This window comes from Micromonospora sp. NPDC049060 (assembly GCF_040649055.1).
Taxonomy (GTDB): Bacteria; Actinomycetota; Actinomycetes; order Mycobacteriales; family Micromonosporaceae; genus Micromonospora; species Micromonospora reichwaldensis.
Window position 1 is genome coordinate 1 of record NZ_JBEZEV010000101.1, and the last position, 22,569, is coordinate 22,569.

The 22,569-nt window shown below is 75.6% G+C and carries 13 protein-coding genes; 10 read left to right on the forward strand and 3 right to left on the reverse strand.

What is annotated here, in order from left to right; translation table 11 throughout:
- Positions 1-117: 117 nt before the first annotated feature.
- Both AB0B83_RS26295 and AB0B83_RS26300 read right to left on the reverse strand, forming a co-directional pair.
- The gene (locus AB0B83_RS26295) at positions 118-4,455 is read right to left on the reverse strand and encodes a S8 family serine peptidase (RefSeq protein ID WP_357580397.1); all 4,338 of its coding nucleotides are present in this window, start codon (positions 4,453-4,455) and stop codon (positions 118-120) included.
- Between the two features lie 235 nt (positions 4,456-4,690).
- Positions 4,691-5,221, reverse strand: a complete 531-nt coding sequence (locus AB0B83_RS26300) for an adenylate kinase (protein WP_357580398.1) — start codon at positions 5,219-5,221, stop codon at positions 4,691-4,693.
- A 344-nt stretch (positions 5,222-5,565) separates the two neighbouring features.
- Between AB0B83_RS26300 and AB0B83_RS26305 the strand changes: the two genes are divergently transcribed.
- Positions 5,566-6,648, forward strand: coding sequence for a hypothetical protein (locus tag AB0B83_RS26305; RefSeq protein ID WP_357580399.1), 1,083 nt, complete (start codon positions 5,566-5,568; stop codon positions 6,646-6,648).
- Between the two features lie 142 nt (positions 6,649-6,790).
- Here the strand turns inward: AB0B83_RS26305 and AB0B83_RS26310 are convergent, their stop codons facing one another.
- Positions 6,791-7,933: a M20/M25/M40 family metallo-hydrolase gene (locus AB0B83_RS26310; RefSeq protein WP_357580400.1), complete on the reverse strand. Its 1,143-nt coding sequence runs from the start codon at positions 7,931-7,933 to the stop codon at positions 6,791-6,793.
- Positions 7,934-8,030: 97 nt separating this feature from the next.
- Here AB0B83_RS26310 and AB0B83_RS26315 point away from each other — a divergent pair, with 97 nt between their 5' ends.
- The 9 genes from AB0B83_RS26315 to AB0B83_RS26355 form a co-directional block, all read left to right on the forward strand.
- Positions 8,031-8,729: a GNAT family N-acetyltransferase gene (locus AB0B83_RS26315; protein ID WP_357580401.1), complete on the forward strand. Its 699-nt coding sequence runs from the start codon at positions 8,031-8,033 to the stop codon at positions 8,727-8,729.
- Between the two features lie 3 nt (positions 8,730-8,732).
- A complete protein-coding gene (locus AB0B83_RS26320) occupies positions 8,733-9,368 on the forward strand; it encodes an SIS domain-containing protein (protein WP_357580402.1) in 636 nt (211 codons plus the stop codon).
- 70 nt (positions 9,369-9,438) lie between these two features.
- On the forward strand, positions 9,439-10,569 hold the full coding sequence (gene menC, locus AB0B83_RS26325) for an o-succinylbenzoate synthase (RefSeq protein ID WP_357580403.1): 1,131 nt from the start codon (positions 9,439-9,441) through the stop codon (positions 10,567-10,569).
- Positions 10,570-10,681: 112 nt separating this feature from the next.
- Entirely contained in the window at positions 10,682-11,980 is a 1,299-nt protein-coding gene (locus AB0B83_RS26330) for an MFS transporter (RefSeq protein WP_357580404.1), read from the forward strand.
- A gap of 70 nt (positions 11,981-12,050) precedes the next feature.
- Positions 12,051-12,272, forward strand: a complete 222-nt coding sequence (locus AB0B83_RS26335) for an MbtH family protein (RefSeq protein ID WP_132240715.1) — start codon at positions 12,051-12,053, stop codon at positions 12,270-12,272.
- A gap of 21 nt (positions 12,273-12,293) precedes the next feature.
- The gene (locus tag AB0B83_RS26340; RefSeq protein ID WP_357580405.1) at positions 12,294-17,771 is read left to right on the forward strand and encodes an amino acid adenylation domain-containing protein; all 5,478 of its coding nucleotides are present in this window, start codon (positions 12,294-12,296) and stop codon (positions 17,769-17,771) included.
- Between the two features lies 1 nt (position 17,772).
- Positions 17,773-21,108 (forward strand): amino acid adenylation domain-containing protein, encoded by a 3,336-nt coding sequence (locus AB0B83_RS26345; RefSeq protein WP_357580406.1) that lies wholly within the window; start codon positions 17,773-17,775, stop codon positions 21,106-21,108.
- Positions 21,105-21,776, forward strand: coding sequence for a hypothetical protein (locus tag AB0B83_RS26350; RefSeq protein WP_357580407.1), 672 nt, complete (start codon positions 21,105-21,107; stop codon positions 21,774-21,776). The genes AB0B83_RS26345 and AB0B83_RS26350 overlap by 4 nt, the downstream gene beginning before the upstream one ends.
- Positions 21,777-21,905: 129 nt before the next feature.
- A partial coding sequence (locus AB0B83_RS26355; protein ID WP_357580408.1) for a condensation domain-containing protein occupies positions 21,906-22,569 on the forward strand: 664 nt, incomplete at its 3' end.

Sequence of the window (22,569 nt, forward strand, 5' to 3'; positions counted from 1 at the left end):
GTCACCAGCCGGTGGCACTTGCTGTTGTCGAAGAAGTTCTTCTCCGCCAGGTGGGTGAAGCTGCCCGGCACCGGCGGGCCCGGCCACGTCACCGACGGGCCTGGTGGGACGGTCCGCTCACCACCCGCGGCACTGGCCGGACGTCGGGCCGCTGACCGTGTTGGCCACCCCGTTGTCCACCGGTGGCGGCTGGTTGCCGACGCACCGCAGCGGCCCGTCGATCCGGTTGCCCGACACCACGACCGGCGTGCCGCCGGTGCGGCTGTCGACCACGCTGACCGGACCGGTCACCCGCGTCCCGGCGATCAGCACCGAACCGGTGACGCCGGTGACCGACAGCGGGCCGTCGACCGTGCTGCCCGTCAGCTCCACCACCGTGGCCCCGGTGGCGGTCACCGGGCCGCTGACGCTGGCGCCGAGCGCGATCAGGCCCGCGCCCTTCGCGACGTTTACCGGCCCGAACACCGTGGCACCCGGCGCGAGGCAGGTCACCCCACCGTTGACCGGCAGCGGACCCCGACGCTCACCGCTGACGACCTGGGCGCAGGTCTGGTCGGTGACCTCGAGCGTCACGGGCAGCGTCGACAGCCGGTTCGACGGATCGTCGCTGGTGACGCAGAGCTGGGCCCGGTACGTACCGGCGGCCAGGCCGGTGCTGTCCATCGAGAGCGTCACCTCGGTGGACTTGCCGGCGCCGGTGCCGCCCGACGTCCGCGACGCCGTCAGCCACGGCACCTCGTCGGGCGTCACGCACGGCTGCAGGTCGGGCAGCCGGACGTGGGTGATGAACCGGGCCGCGCCCTTGTCGTTCTCGACCTCGACCAGGCGGCCGGAGCGGTCGATCTCGTGGACCCCCTTGGAGCTGGTGGTCAGGATGTTGCCGTTACCGAGCGGGTGGACGCCCTGGTAACCGCTGCCACCGGGAGGCGTGTAGACGCCGATGAGCTTGCCGTCGCGGTCCATCTCCCAGACCCCGGGGGCGGAGCCGCTGCCCCAGCTCGCCGCGAGCACGTTGCCGTTCGGCATCTCCGCGAGCTGACCGGGCCAGCTCAGCCCCTCGAAGAAGCGGGCGTTGGCGGCGGAGCCGTCCTTCTTGAAGCTGTGGATGGCGTCGCTGTCGCTGCCCGAGACGAGCATGTCGTCGCCGCGGAACAGGATGCCCCACGGTCCCTTCAGCCCGTCGGTCCCCGGAGCGACGAACGTGCCCAGGTACTTGCCGTCGGCGTCGAACTCGACGACCGAGTTGGCGTTGGTCTGGGACGCGACCGTCACCAGCACGGTGCCGCGCGGCGAGAGCGCGATACCCCGGGTGTTGGTCATGATCTTCGGGTCGTCCACGCCGCCGGCCGGCGCGAAGATCCGCCGGAAGCTGCCGTCCAGGGCGTGTTCGGTGATCACCGAATTGACCTGGTCGGACATGAGGAAGCCGCTGCCGTCCGGCTTGGCGATGACCTGGAACGGCGTGTAGAGGTTGCTGGTCGGGTCGAACTTGAAGTGCGGGATGAACTGCGGGTCGATCTGCTTTCCGGTCTGCGGATCGAACGCCATCACCCCACGGGTGGCGCTTGCCGAGTTCGGGATCAGCAGGACACCGTCACGCAGGAGCCGGATCCGCTCGTCGTCCGGGCCGGCGTCCGGGTCGTCCAGCCGCCAGTCCAGCACGCCGTGCCCGGCGTTGCGTACCGCGAACTTCTGGCTGGTGACCAGCCCGGCCGGCTGCCGCGCGGAGATCGACTTGGGCGCCACCTCGATCTTCGGTACCGGCACCACCGTCAGTTCCAGCGCGATCGTCGTCGTCGGCTGGTCCTGGTCGTTGCTGGCCAGGCACAGGTTGGCCTTGAACACGCCGCCGTCGTCCAGGCCGGTCGAGTCGAGGGTGATCTGGATGTCCTGGCTCTTGAACGCGCCAAGCGTGCCCTGTGCCGGAGTCACCTTGACCCAGGTCGGCCAGTCGCAGTCGTCGCCGTCGCCGGTCGCCCGCCAGGTGAGTTCGGCGCCGCCGGCGTTGCCCACCTTGACCGTGTGGGTCTCGTTCTGCGCGACGTCCATGCTGGAGCTGAGCGCGGTCTTGTCCACGGTCAGGTCCGGGGCCGCGGGAAGGACGGCGACCGGGAAGTGCGCCTGGGCGATCGACTGCCCCTCCGGCGCGTGCCGGGCGTCGGTGGTCAGGTCGATCGCGCCGAAGAGCCAGTTCTTGCGGGCGGTCCCGGTGACGTCCAGGGTGATGGTCAGCTCCTGGCTCGCGCCGGGCGCCAGGGTGAACTGCGTCGGCGCGACCGTGATCCGCGCGCCGGCCGGGGCCTGCGGCGTGACCTGGTAGGTCGCGGCCACCTTGGCCACGCTGGACACCGTCCGGGTGAAGGTGCAGACCTTGAGGCAGTGGTGCTCCACCACGGCCGGCAGGTTCAGCGTCTGCGGGTCGCCACCGGCGTCGGGGTTGGCCGCGACGAAGTTCGCGGCGGTCTCGTCGAGCACGATGCCGGTCCGGGCGGCCTGGGCCAGGTTGATCCGGCCGGAGCCCATGTCGAACGCGTCGGCCGGCGTGCGGCCGTCCTCCTTGACGACGCCGTCGCGGTCCGCGGTGACCGCAAGCGCGGAGCGGATCCGCGTCGGCGACCAGTCGGGGTGCAGCGCCGCCAGCAGCGCGCCGGCACCGGCGACGTGCGGCGACGACATGGACGTGCCCTGCATGAAGGCGTACGGGGCCGGGTTGTCCTTCGTCGCCATGGTGGCGGCGAGGATGTTGCGGCCCGGGGCGGCCACGGTGGGCGCGAGCATGTCGAACTTGCTGGGACCGCGCGAGCTGAAGTCGGCCACGACGTCGGTCCAGTCGCCGTCGCGCAGCACCTCGCTGCCGGGGTCGACGCGCACGGTGACGGGGCCGTCGGTGGCCGCCGCGTGCTCGCGCAGCCGCTGCCCGTCGGCGAGGGAGACCATCACGGCCGGGATGGTGGTCCCGGCGAGCGCGCCCATCGTGATCGGCGGGCCGCTGTACTGGTTGTGCACGACCACGCCGGTCGCGCCGGCGGCGGTGGCGTTCTTGACCTTCACGGAGAAGTCGCAGCCGCCCCGGGGCAGCAGGGCGACCCTGCCGCTGAACGCCGCCGCCGGGAACGGAAGGCAGGCCTGCACGTTGTCCGCGGCGACGGCGCCGGAGTACCGGATCGCACCCTCGATGGGCGGGTTCGGCGAGCCTTCCCCGATCACGGCGGCGATGCCGGTGAGCGCGGCCGGGACGGGCGTCGGCCCCGTCACGTCGAGCCGGTGGGCGATGACCCGCTCGTGGCTGACCGCGGCGACGGACATGTTCCACGGCGCGGTCTTCGCGACGGTGCTGGGGCCCGGGCCGCTGTTGCCGGCGGAGGCGGCGACGAAGATGCCGGCCGAGTACGCCTCCAGGAACGCCTGGTCGACGAGGTCCTTCCAGGGGTCGTCGCGACCGGAGATCGAGTAGTTGAGGACGTCCACGCCGTCGGCGATCGCCTGGTCCACCGCCGCGATCGTCGCCGAGGAGAGGCAGCCGATCGCCATGCAGACCTTGTAGGAGATGACGTTGGCCCGCGGCGCGACCCCGGAGACGGTGAGCTTGTGCGTGCTCGTGCCGACGGTCATGGTCGCCTCGTGCCGGTTGCCGGCGGCGGTCGAGGCGGTGTGGCTGCCGTGGCCGTTGTCGTCCCGGGCGTCGGTGCCGACCATCGACCAGGCGCCGATCAGCTTGTCGTTGCAGATCGCCTTGTGCTGGGGGTGGCTCGGGGCGCAGACGCCGACGTACCTGCCCGCGCCGTACGGGTTGGTGTGCCGGTAGCCGTCACCGTCCACGGCCGCGAACGAGGGGTGGTCGGGGTTGATGCCGGAGTCCAGGATCCCGACGATGGCGCCCTCGCCACGGGTCCCGACGTTCTCCGCCGTCCGGCCCTCCCACACCGCGGGCGACTGGATCAGCGCGTTGCTGGTGTCGGTCGTCAGCTCCAGGATCTCGTCGGGCACGACCGCCCTGACCCCCGGCAGGCCGGACAGCTGCGCCGCCTCGTCCGCGCTGAGCGCCACCGCCAGTCCGTTGACCACGTTCCGGTAGGTGTGGGCGACCCGCACGGAGCGCCCCAGGACGGCCTCCATCTCGTCCACCACGGTGTCCTGCCGCTGCGCCAGTTCCCTGGCGTAGGGGGTGCTGGCCGCGGACCGGGCGTCGATCCTGCCGGCGCGCGCCCCGGTGCCCCGGGTGGCGGCCATCAACGACGGCTTGTCCAACTGCACCAGCCAGAGCCCGCTCTTGGATTGCGGCAGGCCGGACGCCGGGCGGGGCGGCCCTTCGGGTGCCTGCCGGGTGGCCGACAGCGGCGCGCTGGAGGGCGCCGCGGCTGCGGACACGGGGGCCGCAGCGAGCAGCATGGTGCTCGCCGCCACCGCCGCGACCAGACGGGCCGGTGTTCGCCGACGGGAGGGGTGCTGTGCCACGGTGAGCTCCTAAGTCACTGAGCGGCGCGATCGGTGCTGTCTCGCTGCCTGGCCAGAGCCGGGGAGTGCTCGGTGCGGCTGGGTGCGATCGTGTGAAACCTAGGTGATCACCGAGACCGAGGCAATGGTGTCCGTCCATCCCTGCCGGGCCAGCAGCGCCGACGCCACGGTCGGCCGGAGTCCCCCACCGGTGGGCCGGTTCCGACGGTCGTGCCGGGCTCGCCGGGGCCGGTCCTCATCGTCGGGTGAAATCGGACAGCCAGCGCTCCAGGGCCGCCGGGGAGCGGAACAGCAGCACCGGTGGCCCGGCCGGATCGGCCTGCCAGGCGCGCATCCGCCGCCGGGCCCGACCGAACGCGGTGACGTGCCACACCAGGATCGACTCCCGGGACAGCACGCTGCGCAGCGACTCGCGGTTGCCGTTGCAGATCTCCTCGCCGCTGACCAGCCGGCGGACGGTACGCCGCAGCAGCCGCCAGAAGGAGAGCCAGCGTGGATAGTCCAGGCCGACGACCAGGTCGGCGCGCGCCAGCACCACGTCGCGCCACCCGTGGTACGCCCCGTCGAGGATCCAGCGGTCGCGGCGGCAGACCGCCTCGATCCGGCTGCGCTGCTCCGCGACCGGCACCTCCACCCAGCCCGGCTGCCACAGCAGGTCGTCGACCGGATGCCACGGTGACCCGAGCAGCTCGGCCAGCCGCGCCGCCAGCGTGGACTTGCCGGCGCCGTACACCCCGTAGACGAGGATGCGGGCCGGTGCGGTCATCGCGGCAGCGTACGCCGCCGGCGCCGGGCGGGTCCCGGCCCGGTGCCGCCCCCTCCGGGCGGGTGCGGGCGGACGGCGGCGCCATCGGTTCCGGTCGCGGCGACGGCGGCGGGCCGGGTCGCCGCACGGCGGGCCGTGACCGGGGCCGCGCCCCCGGGTCATACACTCATCCCCTGGTCACGCGCCCGGACGCCGCTCACGTGGGGGCCGGCGACGCACCGGAGCCGGGCGGACGACAGCCGGTCACGACGCCCGGCGGGGCGCCCGGCCGGCGGGGGTGGACCGCCGGTCCGCGAACCGCGCCGGGCCGCCGGACGGGCGGACCGGCACTGAAGGGACTGCGGGTGAGGCGACGAGGCAACCGGACCCGGAGGCTGCGGGTCGCGGCGGGGACGGTCGTCGTCCTCGCCGTCGCGACGGCCCCCGGTGCGGCCGTGGCCGACCCGACACCCGCTGCGGCCCCCGGTACGCCGGTGTGCGAGGTGCGTGGCGGCCGGCTGAGCGAGATCTCCGGCATGGCCGCGACGGATGGCGGCTTCGTCATGATCAACGACGGCGCGGACGACGAGGCCCGCCGCCGCATCTTCTTCCTGGACGACAGGTGCTCCGTCGTGCGGACCGTGTCCTATCCGTCCCGGCCGCGCGACACCGAGGACCTCGCCGTCGGGGCCGACGGCACGGTCTGGGTGGCCGACATCGGGGACAACGACCGGTCCCGGCAGACGATCGCGGTGTGGAAGCTGCCGCCGGGAGCCGGCCGCCCGGTCCTGTACCGGATGGCCTATCCGGACGGCCCGCACGACGCGGAGGCCCTGCTCGTGACCGGCGACGACCGGCCGGTGGTCGTCTCCAAGTACTCGGCCAACCTGTACGCCCCGAGCGCCGCCCCGCGTCCGGGTGCGACGACACCGCTGGTGAAGGTGGGACAGGTCCGGCTGCCGGCCTCCACGACGAGCAACCCGTTCGGGGCGCTCGGTCGCACGGCGGTCACCGGCGCCGCCACCGCACCGGACGGGCGCCGGATCGTCCTGCGCACCTACGCGGACGCGTACGAGTTCGATGTGACCGACGGCGACGTGGTCGCCGCGTTGACCGGCGGGACGCCCCGGATCGTCGCGCTGCCCGACGAACCGCAGGGCGAGTCGGTCACCTACAGCCGCGACGGGCGCTCCCTGCTCACCGTGTCCGAGACCGCCGACCAGCCGCCGGGGACGCTGCCCGTGGTCCGGCGCTACCCGCTGCCGGCGGCCGTTCCTTCCTCCGCGCCGCCCACCACGCCCGGGCCGACGGCCCGCGCCGCCGGCGACGGGACCGGCCGCGCCAGCGCCGTGGGGACCTACCTCCTGGCGGCCGGAGCGCTCGGACTGGCGCTGATCGCCGTGGGGCTGGTCGCGCTGATCCGCACGCGGCGCGCCGGATCGCGCTGACCCGCGACGCGGCGGGTCGGGTCGCGCCGATCCGGCGCGCGGCGCGCCAGGTCGCGCCACGCGGTACGCCGGACCGCACTGACCTGCACGCGGCGGGTCGGGTCGCGCCAGCCGTCCCGGCTGCCGGGGGCGCGTGCCCGGGTCAGGCACCGCCTCCAGGGGACGCCGCCGCGGTGTGGAGGCCGGTGAACAGCGCTGCCAGCAGTTCGCAGCGCGCGTCGATGCCTGCCGCCGAGACCCACTCCTGCCGGGCGTGTGCGCCACCACCGGGCGGGGCGAGCCCGTCGACGGTGGGACGGCCGAGCGCACCCGTCGTGTTGGTGTCGGCGGCGCCGTCCGCCGGCCGACCGGCGAGGCGTTGACCGAGGCCGGCGGCGATGTCCACGATCCGGTCGAGCAGGTGCGCACCCGCCTCGTCCGGCCGCCAGGTGGGCCGGTGCGAGAGCAGCCGGGCGTCGAGCCGGGCACGGTCGCGCACCGGGCGCAGCGACCGCAGGCCGGCGAGGACGGCGTCCTCGTCGGCCGGGTCGGTGAAGCGCAGTCCCAGCTCGACGTGGGCCGCGCCGGCCACCACGTTGGTCCGCCCCCCGCCGGCGATGGTGCCGGTGTTGAGCAGGACCGGCCGGCCCTGCACGAGTGCGCGGAGCCGCACGAGCTGATCGACGAGCTCGTCGATGGCGTTGACGCCGGCGTCCGGGTCGAGCGCGGCGTGCGCCTCGACCCCGGTGACCTCGATGCGGACCCGGGTGCTGCCGCGTCGGCCGGTCTTGAGGTCGCCGCCGGGGTGCGGCGGTTCCAGGCCGAGCACCGCGCGGGCCCGGGCCGCCTCGGCCCGGACCAGCCCGGTGGCGGTGGGCGAGCCGATCTCCTCGTCGGCGACGACGAGGACCCGGATCTCGGGGTGCGGCGCACCCTGCCGCTCGACGCGTGCCGCCGCCGCGAGCAGTGCGACGATCCCGGCCTTGGTGTCGTAGACGCCGGGACCGCGGACGACGTCCCCCTCGACGGACCACGGCATGCCGGACAGCGTGCCGACCGGCCAGACGGTGTCGTAGTGGGTCAGCAGCAGCACCGGATCGCTCGCGACCCCTCGCGCCGGGAGGGTCCAGACCAGATGGTCGCCGCTCGGGTGCGGCACCCGGGCGGTGTCGAAGCCGGCGCGGGCGGCGTCGGCGTCGAGCACGTCGGCCAGCGCGGCCAGCGCCCGCCGGTCACCGGTCGGCGACTCGTGCAGCGTGTAGCGGTGCAGCGCGTCGAGCGCGGCACTGGATCCCGAGGACGACATATGCGGACCATATGTTTCACTCGAATGTCTTGTCAACGGGCGCGATCAACGGCAGCATATGCAACATACGATCGCTATCATTGCTAGGGAGTGGCTGATGACCGCTGACGCGCAAGGGATCGTGGCGCGTGACCTCGCCGGGCTCGCCGAGTGGACGGCGGCGTCGGCGCTCTACCGGAGCGTCTTCGGTTACGAGGGCCCCGAGCACGCCGTCAGCCCCCGCCTCCTGGCCGCGCTTGGCGAGAACGCGGGGACCGCGGTCGGCGCGTTCGACGAGGACGGCTCCCTCGTCGGCTTCTGCTACGGCTTCACCGGCGTCGAGCACGGCGAGCTCTACCACTACTCGCAGGCGGCCGTCGTCGACGCGCGGGCGCAGGGGCGCGGCGTCGGCCGCCTGCTCAAGCACGCCCAGGCCGAGGCCGCACGACGGGCGGGCGTGCACACGATGCGGTGGACCTTCGACCCGTACGCGCTGCGCAACGTCCACTTCAACCTGAACGTGCTGGGCGCCGTCGGGATCCGCTTCCTGCCCGACTTCTACGACGACGGCGACAGCGACCGGGTCCTGGTCCGGTGGGACCTCGACCGTCCCGGGGGCAGCACCTGGGCGCCGGGGCACGGGCACGCGGCCGTCGACTCGCCCGCCGACGACCGTACCGCCGCCCGGGGGCCCGACGACCGGGCGCGGCTGCGCCTGGAGCTGGCCGGCCGGTTCGCCGCGGGCGGGCGGCTCGTCGGCGTCGCGCGGCGGGCGGACACCCCCGGCCGCGTCAGCTACCTGTTCGCACAGGATTGAGGCATGACCACGAAGAGATCGACCCCGGCGGAGCGCTTCGACCGCAACGTGCAGCGCAGGTCCGCGCAGGTGCTCAAGCAGCGGGTCCTGGAGCAGCAACGCAGCGAGTTCGGCAAGGCGCTGGCGTGGGCCGCCGAGCAGGACGCCATCGAGCGGGCCGCGGCGCTCATCGTGTCGGCCCGCCGGCGGTACCTGCTCGGCCACGGCAAGTCGCTCGGCTTCGCGTCCCTGCTCGCCGCCGACCTCAGCGCCGGGCTCTCCGGCGTCCACCTCGTCAACGGCGCGGCGCTGCGGCCCCTCGACGTGCTCAGCGACATCCGCCAGGGCGACCTGCTCGTGGCCGTCTGCATGGCGCGCTACCGGCGCGAGACCATCGACGTCGCCTCCGCCTACGTCCGCCACGGCGGCCAACTGGTCCTCGTCACCGACGCCGAGGACGCGCCGCTGGCCGAGACCGCCGCCGTCCGCATCGTCATCGGCACCGACAGCGCCTCCTACGCGAACTCCCCCACCTCCGTGGTGCTCGCCCTGCACCTGCTCGCCACCCTGACCATCGCCAGCTCGAAGGGGGCCGGGCGCCGCCTGCGCGAGCGCGACGCCCTCGCCGCCGAACTCGATCTCTACCAGGAGGAAACGTGACCGACCGCAGGCGAGGCGGAGGGGCCGATAACGAGCTGGCCGGGGACCGCCGGCACGGCGAGGTGACGGCGTGAGGCGGATCGAGGCGGTGGAGCTTCGCCGGGTACGGCTGCCGCTCGTGCACCGGTTCCAGACCAGCTCCCACGCCAAACGGGAGCTGGAGCACATCCTGGTCACGCTCACCGACACCGACGGCGCCGTCGGGTGGGGCGAGATCGCGTCGCCGAGCGGCCCGTTCTACTGCGCCGAGACCGTCGAGAGCTGCTGGGCGGTCGCCCGCGACCACCTCGCGCCGCTGGTCCTGCGTACCGACTGGGAGCACCCGGCGGACCTGGCCGCGACGCTCGGCCGGGTCCGGGGCAACCACTTCGCCCGCGCCGGCTTCGACATCGCCGCCTGGGCCCTGTGGTCGGCCGCCGAGGGCAGCTCCCTCGCGCACGCGCTGGGCGGCACGCGCGGCAGCGTCGAGGCGGGGGTGTCGCTGGGGATCGAACCCACCGTCGACGACCTCCTCGCGCAGGTGCGGCTGCGCGTCGACGAGGGCTACCGCAGGATCAAGCTCAAGATCGCGCCCGGCTGGGACGTCGACCCGGTGCGGGCCGTACGCGCGGCACATCCGAGCGTGCCGCTGCACGTCGACGCCAACGGCGCCTACGAGGACACCCCGGAACACCGGGCCGTCCTGGCCGAACTCGACGGCCTGGGCCTGCTGATGATCGAGCAGCCGTTCGCGCCGCGCGCACTCGTCGCGCACGCCGCCCTGCAGGAACGCATCGACACGCCCGTCTGTCTCGACGAGTCCGTCGAGGAGCTGGACGACCTCGTCACCGCGCTGCGCCTGGGCGCCGTACGCGTGCTCAACGTCAAGGTCTCGCGGATGGGTGGGCTGACCCACGCCGTACGGGCGCACGACCTCGCGCGCGAGCACGGCGTCGGAGTGTGGTGCGGCGGGATGCACGAGTTCGGGATCGGCCGGGCCGCCAACGTCGCGCTGAGCGCGCTCGCCGGCTTCACGCTCCCCTCGGACGTCTCCGGCTCCGACAAGTACTACGCCCGTGACGTCACCACCCGCCCGATCGTGAGCGCCGACGGGCTGGTCGAGGTGCCCGCCGTGCCCGGCCTCGGGTGGGACGCCGACCTGACGTACATCGGGGAGCGGACCACCGACCGGCTCGTGCTGCGCGCGGACGGCGCGGTGTGACGGTCCCGTCCCGCTGACACCGCACGGCCCTTCCTCATGGCACCGGACCGGGTCCGCGCGCCGGGTCGGCGTTGCCGCCGGAGGCGACCGCCCGGGTAGCCTGACCGGCACCATGGATGGTCACCGATTCGCCGTGTCCCGGCTCCTGCCGCCGCCCGGGCTGCCCCGGGCTATCGCGTACCAGTCCGCCATGGTCGCCATCGGCAGCGGTACCTTCCTCACCGGCAGCATCGTGTTCTTCACCGAGGTCCTCGGGCTCAGCCCGGTGCAGATCGGGGTCGGCTTCTCGATCGCGGGCCTCGCCGGGGTGGCCACCTCGCTGCCGCTGGGCGCGCTGGCCGATCGGATCGGCGGGCAGCGGTCCTGGGCCCTCGGCGCGCTCGGTTCGGCGCTGACGTTCGCCGCCTACCCGCTCGTGACGTCGTTCGCGGGCTTCGTGGTGCTGATGGTGGTGGCCGCCGTCACCGACTCGTTCGCCAACGCCGGGCGCACCATCTACACCGCCGCCGCCATGCCGGCCGGGGACCGGGTACGGACGATGGCGTACGCCCGCTCGTACCTCAACGCCGGGTTCACCGTCGGCACCGGTCTCGGCGCGGTGGCGCTGGCGTTCGACTCCGCCGCCGCGCTCGTCGCCATGGTGCTGCTCAACTCCGCGTTGTCACTGCTCAACGCCGGCCTCGTGACGCGGCTCCCGGCCGCGCCGGTCGTGCGGCACGAGCGGACCGCCACCGCCTCGCGGTGGGCGGTGCTGAAGGATTTGCCCTACGCGACGAGCGCCGTGCTCCTCGCCGTCATGATGTTCCACTCGGTGATCCTCGTCGAGATCCTGCCGCTCTGGGCGATCACCCACACCGACGCCCCCAAGCCGCTGCTCGGCGCGATGCTGGCCCTCAACACGGTGCTGGTGATCACGTTGCAGGTGCCGGCGGCGCGCGGCGCCGACTCGCTCCCCGGCGCGGCCCGCCTGATCCGCCGGGGCGCCCTGGTCACCGCGCTCGCCTGCCCGCTGGCCGCGTTCGCGGGTCGGACCGGCGGCGGGTGGACCGTCGTCGCGCTCCTCGGCGTCGTGGTGCTGGTGACCACCACCGAGCTGTGGTTCTCGGCGGCGCTCTGGTTCTTCCAGACCAACGTGCCGCCGGCCGCGTCGCGCGGGGTGTATCTCGGCACGGCGCAGACGATCAGCTCGGCGGCGGACGTCTTCGCGCCGGTCGGCCTGACCCTCCTCGCGATCCAGACCGGCGGCTGGGGCTGGTGGGTCGTCGCGGCGATCTTCGTGGGCTGCGCGCTGGCCGCCGGCCCGGCCGTCGGCTGGGTCGCCCGGACGCCGCGGACCGGCGCCGGCGCCGGCGCGCCGCCACCGCCGTCCACAGAGGAATCGAAGCCGGCCGTACGGCCCACCTCCGCCTGACGTCGGAAGATCGACCGATCCTTGACACGGAATCGACGCGGCTGAAATCCTTCCCGGCGAAGGGGGTCCGATGAGCGCTGAGGACGACGACACCCGGACGTACGCCGTGGTCGTGAACGACGAGGAACAGTTCTCGATCTGGTGGGACGACCGGGAGGTGCCCGCCGGCTGGCGGCGCGAGGGCACCACCGGGACACGCGCCGAGTGCCTCGCCCACATCGACGAGGTGTGGACGGACATGCGGCCCGCATCGTTGCGGCGTTGGATGGACGAGCACGCCGCGACCGGCTGACGCCGCACCGGACGAGGGCGCATGAGCGACAGTTGCCAGCGGTATCCGGCCCTCGCCGTGCAACGCGGGATGGTGCTGCAGACGCTCCGGCAGCCCGCCGGCGGGGTGGACGTCCAGCAGGTCACGATCAGGTGGGACGGCATGCCGGACCGGGACGCGTTCAGCGCCGCCTGGCAGGCCGCGACCCGGCGGCACGCGGTGCTGCGTACGGCCTTCGAGGTCGACGGCGACCACGGCGTGGCGCAGGTCGTCCGGTCCACCGTGGCACCCGACCTGCGGTGGCGGGAGACGACGCTCGACGACTTCCTCGCCACCGACCGGTACGAGCCCTTCGACGTCGGCCGGGCGCCGATGCTCCGGGTCACCGCGCTGAGCGACCAGCACGTCGTCGTCACCTTCCACCACGCGATCCTCGACGGCCGCTCCACCCGGATGCTGCTCGACGAGGTCCTCGCCGACTACGCCGCGCGCCGGGCCGGCCGGGTGCCGGATCCGCCGCGCCGGCCGCCGTTCGCGGACTTCGTGCACTGGTGGGGCACGCGCGACCCGAGCACCGGCGACGCGTTCTGGAAGGGTCACCTCGCGGGCGCCCCGATGCCGCGGGCGCTCCCGGGCCGCCTCGACACGGATCCCGACGCGCGGGGCGTGCCCGTCTCGCACGAGGTCGTTGTCACCCGGCCGGACTCCGACCGGCTCCGCGCCGCCGCAGCCGTAGCGGGCGTCGGCGTCAGCGCCGTGGTCCACGCGGCCTGGGCGCTGCTGCGCGGCGGCTACGGCGGGGTCGACGACGTCACCTTCGCGGTCACGAGATCCTGCCGGTACGACAGCGTCCCGGACGCCGAGAAGATCCTCGGGCTGCTGCTCAACACGGTGCCGCTGCGGATCCGGCTCGATCCGGGGTGGACGGTGCGGCGGCTCCTCGCCGACGTGGCGGGCCGGATCCGGCGGATCCGCGAGCACCAGCTCACCCCGCTGCACACCGTCCTCGACCAGGCGGGCCTGGCGCCCGACACGCCGCTGCTGGACAGCCTGGTGGTGTTCGAGCGGCAGCGGCTGTCCACCGCCCTGGCCGAGGGCGGGCCGGAGGAGGCCCGGCGCTCGGCCCGCGTACACCGGATGCCCGGCTACCCGCTGACGGTGCACGCCTTCGACGAACCGGAGCTGCGCCTGGGCGTGACGTGGGACGGCACCAGGCTGCTGGACGCCTCGGCGCGGCGGATCCTCGCGCAGTTGCACCGCACCGTGCTCGAGTTGGCGGAGCGGCCGGACGCCCGCCTGGCCGACCTGGACCTCGGCGCCGCCGGGGAGGCGCCGCTGCGCGCCGCCTGGAACGCCACCCGGCGGCCCTACCCCCGCGACAACTCCGTCCCCGAGGTCTTCGCGGCCCGCGTGGCCGACGACCCGGCCGCCACCGCGCTGGTGGTCGGCGACCGCGCGGTCGCCTACGCGGAGCTGGACCGGGCGGCCGACCGGCTGGCCTGGACGCTGCGCCGGCACGGGGTCGCCGGGGAAACCCCTGTCGCCGTGCTGCTCCCCCGGGGCGAACCGCTGATCCGGGCCCTGCTGGGCGTGCTCAAGGCCGGCGGCGCCTACCTTCCCGTGGACGCGTCCGCCCCACCCGCCCGGATCGCGAATCTCCTCGCGGCCAGCGGCACCCGCCTACTGCTGACCACCGCCGCGACCGCCCCCGACCTGCCGGACCTGGGCCCGGTCCGGGTGCTGGACGTCGACGCGCCCGCCGGGGAGCCGGCGCCGGCCGGCCCACCGCCGGGGCGGATCCACCCGTCGCAGCTCGCCGCCGTCCTGCACACCTCCGGCTCGACCGGCGCGCCCAAGCGGGTCGGGATCACCCACCGGGGCGTGGTGCGGCTGGTGGCCGGCCCGGACTTCGCCACCCTCGGCCCCGGCGAGCGGCTGCTCCAGGTCGCCCCGACCGCGTTCGACGCGTCCACCTGGGAGATCTGGGGCGCGCTGCTCACCGGCGCCACGGCGGTGGTCGCGCCCCCGGATCCCGTCGACCTCACCCGGCTGACCGCCCTGATCCGCGACGGCGGGGTCACCGTCGCCCTCCTCACCGCCGGGCTCTTCCGGCAGCTCGCCGAGGAGGACGTCACGTCCCTCGCGGGGGTCCGGCAGCTCCTCACCGGCGGCGACGTGGCCGACCCGGGCGCGGTCCGCGCCGTGCTCGCCGCGCGCGACGGGCTACCGCTGGTCAACGCGTACGGGCCGACGGAGAACACGACGCTGACCAGTTGCCACCGGATGAGCGGCGGCGGGCCGGTGGGCGACCGGGTGCCGATCGGCCGTCCCGTGCCGCAGACCACCGTCCACGTGCTCGACGGCAGCGGCCGGCCGGTGCCGGTCGGGGTCGCGGGCGAGCTGTACACCGGCGGCGACGGGCTGGCCCGCGGCTACCTCGGCGACCCGGCGGCCACCGCCCGGGCCTTCGTGCCGGATCCGCAGGCGCCCGGCGAGCGCCTCTACCGCACCGGTGACGTCGTGCGCTGGCGCGCGGACGGGGTGCTGGAGTTCCTCGGCCGCCGCGACGACCAGGTGAAGATCCGGGGATTCCGGGTCGAGCCGGGCGAGGTGGAGGCGGCGCTCCGGGCGCACCCGCAGGTCGCCTCGGCGGCGGTGGGCGTACGGGGCGACGGGCCGGAGCGCCACCTGGTCGGCTACGTCACGCCGGCCGGCCCGGCGGCGCCGACCAAGGCGAGCCTGCGCGCGCACGTCGCCGCCCGGCTACCGGCCCACCTGGTGCCGGCCGCGTACGCCGTCCTCGACCGGCTGCCGCTGACCGCGTACGGGAAGGTCGACCGGGCGGCGCTGCCGGCACCCGGGCCCGCCGAGGAGGATCCCGACGTCGCCGGACCCGCCTCGCCGACCGAGCACCGGCTCGCCGAACTCTGGTCCCGGCTGCTGCCCGGCGGGCGCCCGCCCGCGCGCATCGGCCGGGAGAGCAGCTTCTTCGCCCTCGGCGGCAACTCGCTGACCGCCACCCGGCTCATGTTCCGCATCCGCGAGGCGTTCGGCGTGGAACTGGGCGTGGGCCCGTTCTACCGGGCGCCGACCCTGGCCGCGACGGCGGCGACGATCGACGCGACGACCGGATCGGCACCCGGGGACCGGGCACAGGCCGGGCCGGCGCTGCGCCGCCGGGACCGGGTGCCGCACGGAAGCGGACGGGACCTGCCGGCGCACCTGGCCCGGCTGACCGACGGATGGGCCCTGTGGCGGACCGTCTGCCTGCGGGGCGCGGGCCTCCCGGTCGACCTGCTGGCCCCGCTCGGCGACGCGGAACTCGCCGCCGCCGCCGACCGGGTGGTGGCGGCCCGGGCCGACGGGGACCCGGCCGGCGTCGCCGCCGCCGAGGCGGCGTACGCGGCGGCGTACCCGGAGGCCGTCGGCCGGCTCGCGGTCGCGCTGCACACGGTGGCGGCCCACCCCCGCTTCCGCGAGGCGGTGGCCTGGCAGAACCCGCACGCGTTGCGCACCGGCGTCGACGCGCTGCTGCGCCGGGGCGCCGACGCCCCGACCCGCAACACCAAGCACCGCCAGCACGAGGCGCTTGTCACCAGCTACCTCCAGCGCTACTGCGCAAAGAACGACACCATCGGGTTCTTCGGGCCGGTCGGCTGGGCGCGGATCGAGCCGGGCGCCGGCGTACGGGTCGACCCCGCGGACCCACCGGCGCTGCTCGCCGAGCGGACCGTCTACCTGGAGGGCTGGGCGGTCGCCGCCGTGCTGGCCCCGTACGCGCAACGGCTGCGCCCGTGGCTCGTACCCCGGCTCATGCCCTTCCTGGAGCTGGCCGGGACGACGCTGCGGGTGCCGCTCGCCCCGCCGGTGGCGCTTACCGACGCCGAGGCGGCGGTGCTGCGCGCCTGCGACGGGGTCCGCGACGCGCACGAGGTCGCCGGGGCCGTGCTGGCCGAGCCGGGTTCGGGACTGCGCTCGACGCGGGAGGTGCACGAGGTGCTGGAGACGTTGGCCGGGGCCCACCGGATCGCCTGGCAGCCGGAGGTGGCGCCGCACGACACCCGGCCGGAGCGGACCATGCGGGCCCGGCTGGCCCGGGTCACCGACGAGGCCGTGCGCGCACCCGCGCTCGCCGCCCTGGACGAGCTGGTCGCCGCCCGGGACGCGCTCACCTCGGCGGCCGGCGACCCGGAGCGGTTGACAGGTGCGATGGCCGGCCTGGAGGCCACCTTCACCCGGCTGGCCGGCGTCCCGGCCACCCGGCGCGCCGGCACGATGTACGCCGGTCGCACCCCCGTCTACGAGGAGTGCCTGCGGGCCGGCTCGGTCGGCGTCGGCGAGGCGAGCCTCGACGGGATCCGCGACGCGCTCGGCCTGGTGCTGGAGAGCGCACGCTGGTTCACCGCCGCCGGCGCGACGCTCTACCGCCGCCTCTGCGCGGAGATCTACCGCCGCCGGGCCGCCGAGCTGGGCACCGACGCGGTGCCGCTGGCCGACTTCTGGCTGCTGGCCGGCGAGGCGCTGTTCCATCCGCCGCGACGGCTGACCGACCTGCTGACCGCCGCGCTGCACCGGCGCTGGGCCGACGTGCTGGCGCTGCCGCCGGACCGGCGGCGGATCCGGCTCACGGCGGCGGAGCTGGCCCCGGCGGTGGCCGCCGCCTTCCCGCCCGGGCGGCCCGGCTGGCCGACCGCGCGGCAGCACAGCCCGGACCTGATGCGGGCCGGCGACGAGTGGGTCCTGGGCGAGCTGCACCCGGGCGTCAACACCCTGCGGTACGCCACCTGGGTGGCCTACCACCCGGAGGCGGACGCGCTGCGCGCCGCGCTGGCCCGGGACGTGGGCGCCGGGGCGGTCTATCCCGCCGAGACCGGCCAGGAGGGCGGCGTGCCGACCAGGCAGAGCAACGCGCTGGCCGGGCCCGACGACGTCCGGTTGGTGTTCGCGCACGACTCGTTCGGGCACGACCCGCGCCGCAGCCTGCGCGTCGGCGAGTGCGACCTGGTCGAGGTGGCCGGCGGGCTGCGGGTGCGGTCGCGCGACGGGCGGTTCGACGTGGACCTGATGCACGTCCTCGGCGACGTGGTCGGCGCCGGGCTGTCCCAGCTCTTCCGCGTCCTGCCCCCGGCGGCGCACCAGCCCCGGATCACCATCGACTCCCTCGTGGTCAGCCGCGAGTCGTGGACGTTCGCCGCCGCCGACCTCGCCTTCGCCGACACCCGCGACGAGGCGCTGCGGTTCCGGCAGGCGCGGGCCTGGGCCGGTGCCCACGGCCTGCCGCGGCACGTGTTCCTGCGCTGCGCGGGCGAGCGGAAACCGGTGCACGCCGACCTGACCAGCCTCGCCTCGGTCGATCTGGTGTCCCGGTCGGTCCGCCGGGCCCGCCGGCACGGCGGTGACGACGCCACGGTCGGCGTGGTGGAGATGCTGCCGGCGCCCGACCAGCTCTGGCTCACCGGGCCCGACGGCCGGTACACCGCCGAGCTGCGGGTCGTCGCGGTCGACGGGCAGGTGCGCTGAGATGGCCGTGTTCGAGTTCCCGGCGTCGGCCGCGCAACGCCGGATGTGGCTGCTCGACCAGCTCGACCCGGGCCAGCCGACCTACCACGTCGGCTGGGCGGTGTGGCTGGACGGCCCGTTGGACACCGCCGCGCTCGACGGGGCCTGGGCGGCGGCGGTCGCCCGGCACGAGATCCTGCGCACCCGCTTCCGGGCCAACGGCGGGCGGCCGATCCAGGTGATCGACGACGACGCCCCCGCGACCGCCATCGAGGTCGTGGCCCTGGACGGGCTGCCCGTGGCGGACCGGGAGGCCGCGGCCCGGGCCGCGCTGCGGGAGCACGCCCGCACCCCGCTGCCGCTGGAGCGAGGCCCGCTGACCCGGGTCAGGCTGCTGCGGCTCGCCCCGCAGCGGCACGTCCTGGCGCTGGTGGCGCACCACGCGATCATCGACGGCTGGTCGGTGCGGCTGCTCCTCGACGAGCTCTCCGCCGACTACGCGGCGCTGCGCGCCGGCCGACCGCCAGTCTCCGTCGAGCCGCCCCTGCAGTACGCGGACTTCGCCCTCTGGGAGCGGGAGCACGACGACGCGGGCGGCCACGCCGAGGCGGAACGCTTCTGGCCGGCCGAGCTGGCCGGTGCGCCGCCGGAGGTGCCGCTCCCGGTCGACCACCCGTACCCCGACCGGCTGTCGCCGGCCGCCGCCGAGGTCGCGGTGCCGGTCGACGGGGAGCTGGCCGGGGCGCTGCGCCGCCTGGCCGGGGCGCGGGGCAGCACCCTCTTCACCGTGCTGCTGACCGCGTACGCGGCCCTGCTGTCCCGGCTCGGCGGCGCGGACGACGTGCTCGTCGGCGTGCCCGTGGCCGGGCGCACCCGGATCGAGACCGAGCCGATGCTGGGCCTCTTCGCCAACACCGTCGCGATCCGGGCGACGCTGCACGGCGACCCGACGCTCGCCGAGCTGCTCGACCGGCTGCACGCCGCCACCGCGCGCGCCCAGGCCCACCAGGACCTGCCGTTCACGCGGGTGGTCGAGCTGTGCCGGCCGCAGCGGCAGCCGACGCGGGCGCCGCTGGTGCAGGTGATGTGCACCGTCGAGGAGGCCCTGCCGACGCTGGAGCGGGGGGCGCTGCGCTGGCGGCCGGAGCTGGTGCCCACGGGCACCGGCAAGTTCGAGCTGGAGCTGGCCGCCGTCGCCGGCCCGGACGAGCTGACGGTGCGCCTGCGCTACCTCACCGACCTCTTCACCCCGGACGGCGCGGGCCGGTTGGCCGACGCCCTGGGCGCGATCCTGGCCGCGCTGGCGACCGCCCCGCAGACCCGCGTCTGCGACGTGGACCTGCTCTCCCCCGCGACGGCGGACCTCGTCACCCGGGTGTGGCCGGCGGCCCGCTCCGGGTCCCTCCCGCCGCCGGAGTGCACCGCGGCGGCGCTCGTGGCCGACGTCGACGCCGGCGACCGGGTGGTGATCGAGGGCGACGACGCGACCCTGACCGGCGCCGCCGTGCGCGGGCTCGCGGGCCGGATCGCCACCGGGCTGCGCGGGCTCGGCGTACGGGTCCAGGAGACCGTGGGCATCGTCCTGCCCCGGGGAGCGCGTCCGCTCCCGGCGCTGCTGGGCGTCTGGTGGGTCGGGGCGGCGTACCTGCCGCTCGATCCGACCCACCCGCCGGGGCGGCTGCGCGGGATGCTCGCCGACGCGGGGGTGCGGGTGGTCGTCACGGACAGCGGCGGCGTCCCCGCGCCGCTGCTGGCCGAGCTGGCCGCGTCGGTGACCCTGCTGGACCTGGCGGAGCCGGCCGGCTCCGGGGCACAGCCGGCGGTGCCGGCCGGCGCGGAGGCGCAGCCGGTTCTGCCGCCGCCGTGTGCGGTGCCGGCGTCGGCGGCGGCGTACGTGCTGTTCACCTCGGGCTCGACCGGCCGGCCGAAGGCGGTCACCGTCACCCAGGGCGCGGTGGCGCACCTGCTGCACGCGTTCCGCGAGATGGTCCCGTTGGGGCCGGCCGACCGGGTCCTCTCGGTGAGCCCGTTCGCGTTCGACATCGCCCTGCTCGACCTGCTCCTGCCGCTGCTGTGCGGTGCGCCGGTGGTGGTCGCCGGCGACGACGACGTGATCGACGGCAACCGGCTGCGGCGGCTGCTCGCCACGACCGGGGCCACGATGCTCCAGGCGACGCCGACGACGTGGCGGATGCTGGTGGCGGCCGGCGGGGTGCCGGCGGGGGTGCGGCTGCGCCTCAGCGGCGGCGAGGCGCTGCCCCGGGCCCTCGCCGACGCCCTCGCGGAGCCGGGCACGCGCCTGTGGAACCTCTACGGTCCGACCGAGACGACCGTCTACTCGACCGGGGCCGAGGTCGAGCCGGGGTCGGCGCCGCCGGACCTCGGCCCGGCCGTCACCGGCAGCCGGGTCTACGTGCTGGACCGGTGGCTGCGGCCGGTACCGCCGGGCGTGGTCGGCGAGGTCTGCATCGGCGGCGCGGGGGTCGGCCGGGGCTACGCCGACGCGCCCGGCTGGACCGCCGAACGGTTCGTGCCCGACCCGTTCACCCCCGGCGGCCGGCTCTACCGCAGCGGGGACCTGGGCCGCTGGCTGCCGAGCGGGCGGATCGAGCCGCTGGGCCGGGCCGACCGGCAGGTGAAGGTGCGGGGGTTCCGGGTCGAGACGGCGGAGGTCGAGGCGGTGCTGCGCGGCCACCCGCAGGTCCGCGACGCGGTCGTGACGGCCGTGTCCGACGTGGCGCACGACGGCGTACGGCTGGTCGGGTACGTGGTCACCGACCCACCCTCGGCCGACCCGCCGGCGGACCTGCCCGAGTACGCGCGCCGGTTCCTGCCCGCGCACATGGTGCCGGCGGTCCTCGTCGCGCTGCCCGAGGTGCCCCGCACCTCCCGCGGCAAGCTGGACCTGCGCGCCCTGCCACCGCCGGGCCGGGGTGCCGGCTCCGGCGAGCCACCCGTCGCCCCGCGCAGCCCGCTGGAGCGGGAACTGGCGGGACTGGTGGCCGACCTGCTGGGCCTGCCCGGCCCGGTCGGGGTCGCCGACAACTTCTTCGTCCTGGGCGGGCACTCCGTGAAGGCCACCCAGCTGATGGCCCGGGTCTGGACGACGTACGGGATCGACCTCCCGGTCCGGACGCTCTTCGACGATCCCACCGTGGCCGGGCTGGCCGCCGCGGTCACCGCCGCCGGGGCGGGAAACCGCGCGACACCCGCCGGCGCCGCACCGGCGGGAACCGGCGCGCCGGGGGCTGGCGCGCCGGCCGGGCCCGACGGCGCGGGTTACCTCGACACGCTGACCGACGACGACGTCGACGACCTCCTCGCCGGCATGGACGGGCCGTCGAGGTGGGACGGATGAGCGGTCCGCCGGAGCCACCGGCCTGGCTGGCGGCGGTGCTCGCCGCGCTCGCCGAGGGCCACGACCCGACCACCCCGCCGGACTGGCGGCGGCGGGTCGACGTGGAACTCGACAGGCTCGCCGGCCGGGTGCCGTTCCCGGTGGTGCACGACTGGCAGGCGCGCGTGCTCGCCTCGACGCCCGGCGGCGACGCCGGCCGGCTGGTGGGTGACCTGCACCGACGGGCGCTGGCCGGCGACCGGGTCGGGGCCGACGAGTGGCGCGGCGCGCTCCGGCCCGCCCTGCGCGAGCTGTACCGGGCCGCCTACCCGTACGCCGAGGCCCGGACGGTCGCGTACGCCAACGCCGAGGTCTACGCGACGGCCAACGGCTACGGCCCCGACGAGGTCGGCGAGTTCGCCGCGCACTACGCCGACCTCAGCACCGGGGCCAACGCCGAGGCGTTCGCCGACGCCAACGCCATCGCGAACGCCGACGCGCTGGCGGGCGCCCTGGCGCTGGCCGACGCGTCGGCGTACGCCGAGACGTACCCGGCCGCCCTGGTGCGCGCGTACGCCCTGGCGGCGGCCAACCGGGCCGGCGCGGCGGGTGCCCCGCACGTGCTGCGGGCGGCGTACGGACGGCTCGCCGACGCGCTGGCCGAAAGTCTGAGCCGCGTGTCGGATTGAGGTCCCCGGACCGGCCCGTCGGTCCCTGGTCCCAACCTGTCGAGTCGTCTACTGTGGATCCACTTCGGCCGATGTCAGGTGGCGCAGTCAGGTGGCGCGACGGGCCGTCGGGCAATCGAGGGGGCGCACTTGCCGGACGACAAACCGACCCGTGTTCCGGCTCCCGGTCGCGTCCCGGCGGCGCGGACACCCGCCGAGGTCGAGCGCCTGCCGGACCGCTCCGGCCTCCTGCCGCTCTCCTTCGCGCAGCGGCGGTTGTGGTTCCTGGAGCGCCTCGGCAGGGTCGGTCACGCCTACCACATGCCCCTCGCCCTCCAGCTCGACGGCCGGCTCGACCACGACGCGCTGCGGGCGGCCCTGAACGCCCTGGTCGCCCGGCACGAGGTCCTGCGTACCCGCATCGTGCCCGACGGCGCCGAGGCGGCCCAACGCGTCGACCCGCCCGGGGCCGCGTTCCCGCTCCGGCTCGACGACCTGACCGGGCACGCCGATGCTGCCGGCGCCCTGGCCCGGCTCCAGCAGGAGGAGAGCACCGCCCCGTTCGACCTGGCGGCCGGCCCGCTGTTCCGGGGCCGCCTCGTCGCCCTCGCCCCGGACCGGCACGTGCTCCTGCTGACGATGCACCACATCGTCTCCGACGGGTGGTCGCTGGGGGTCCTGACCCGTGAGCTGGGGGTGCTCTACGCCGCGCACCACCACGGCGAACCCGACCCCCTGCCGCCCCTGCCCGTGCAGTACGCCGACTACGCCGCCTGGCAACGCCAATGGCTCACCGACGGCACCCTGCAACGCC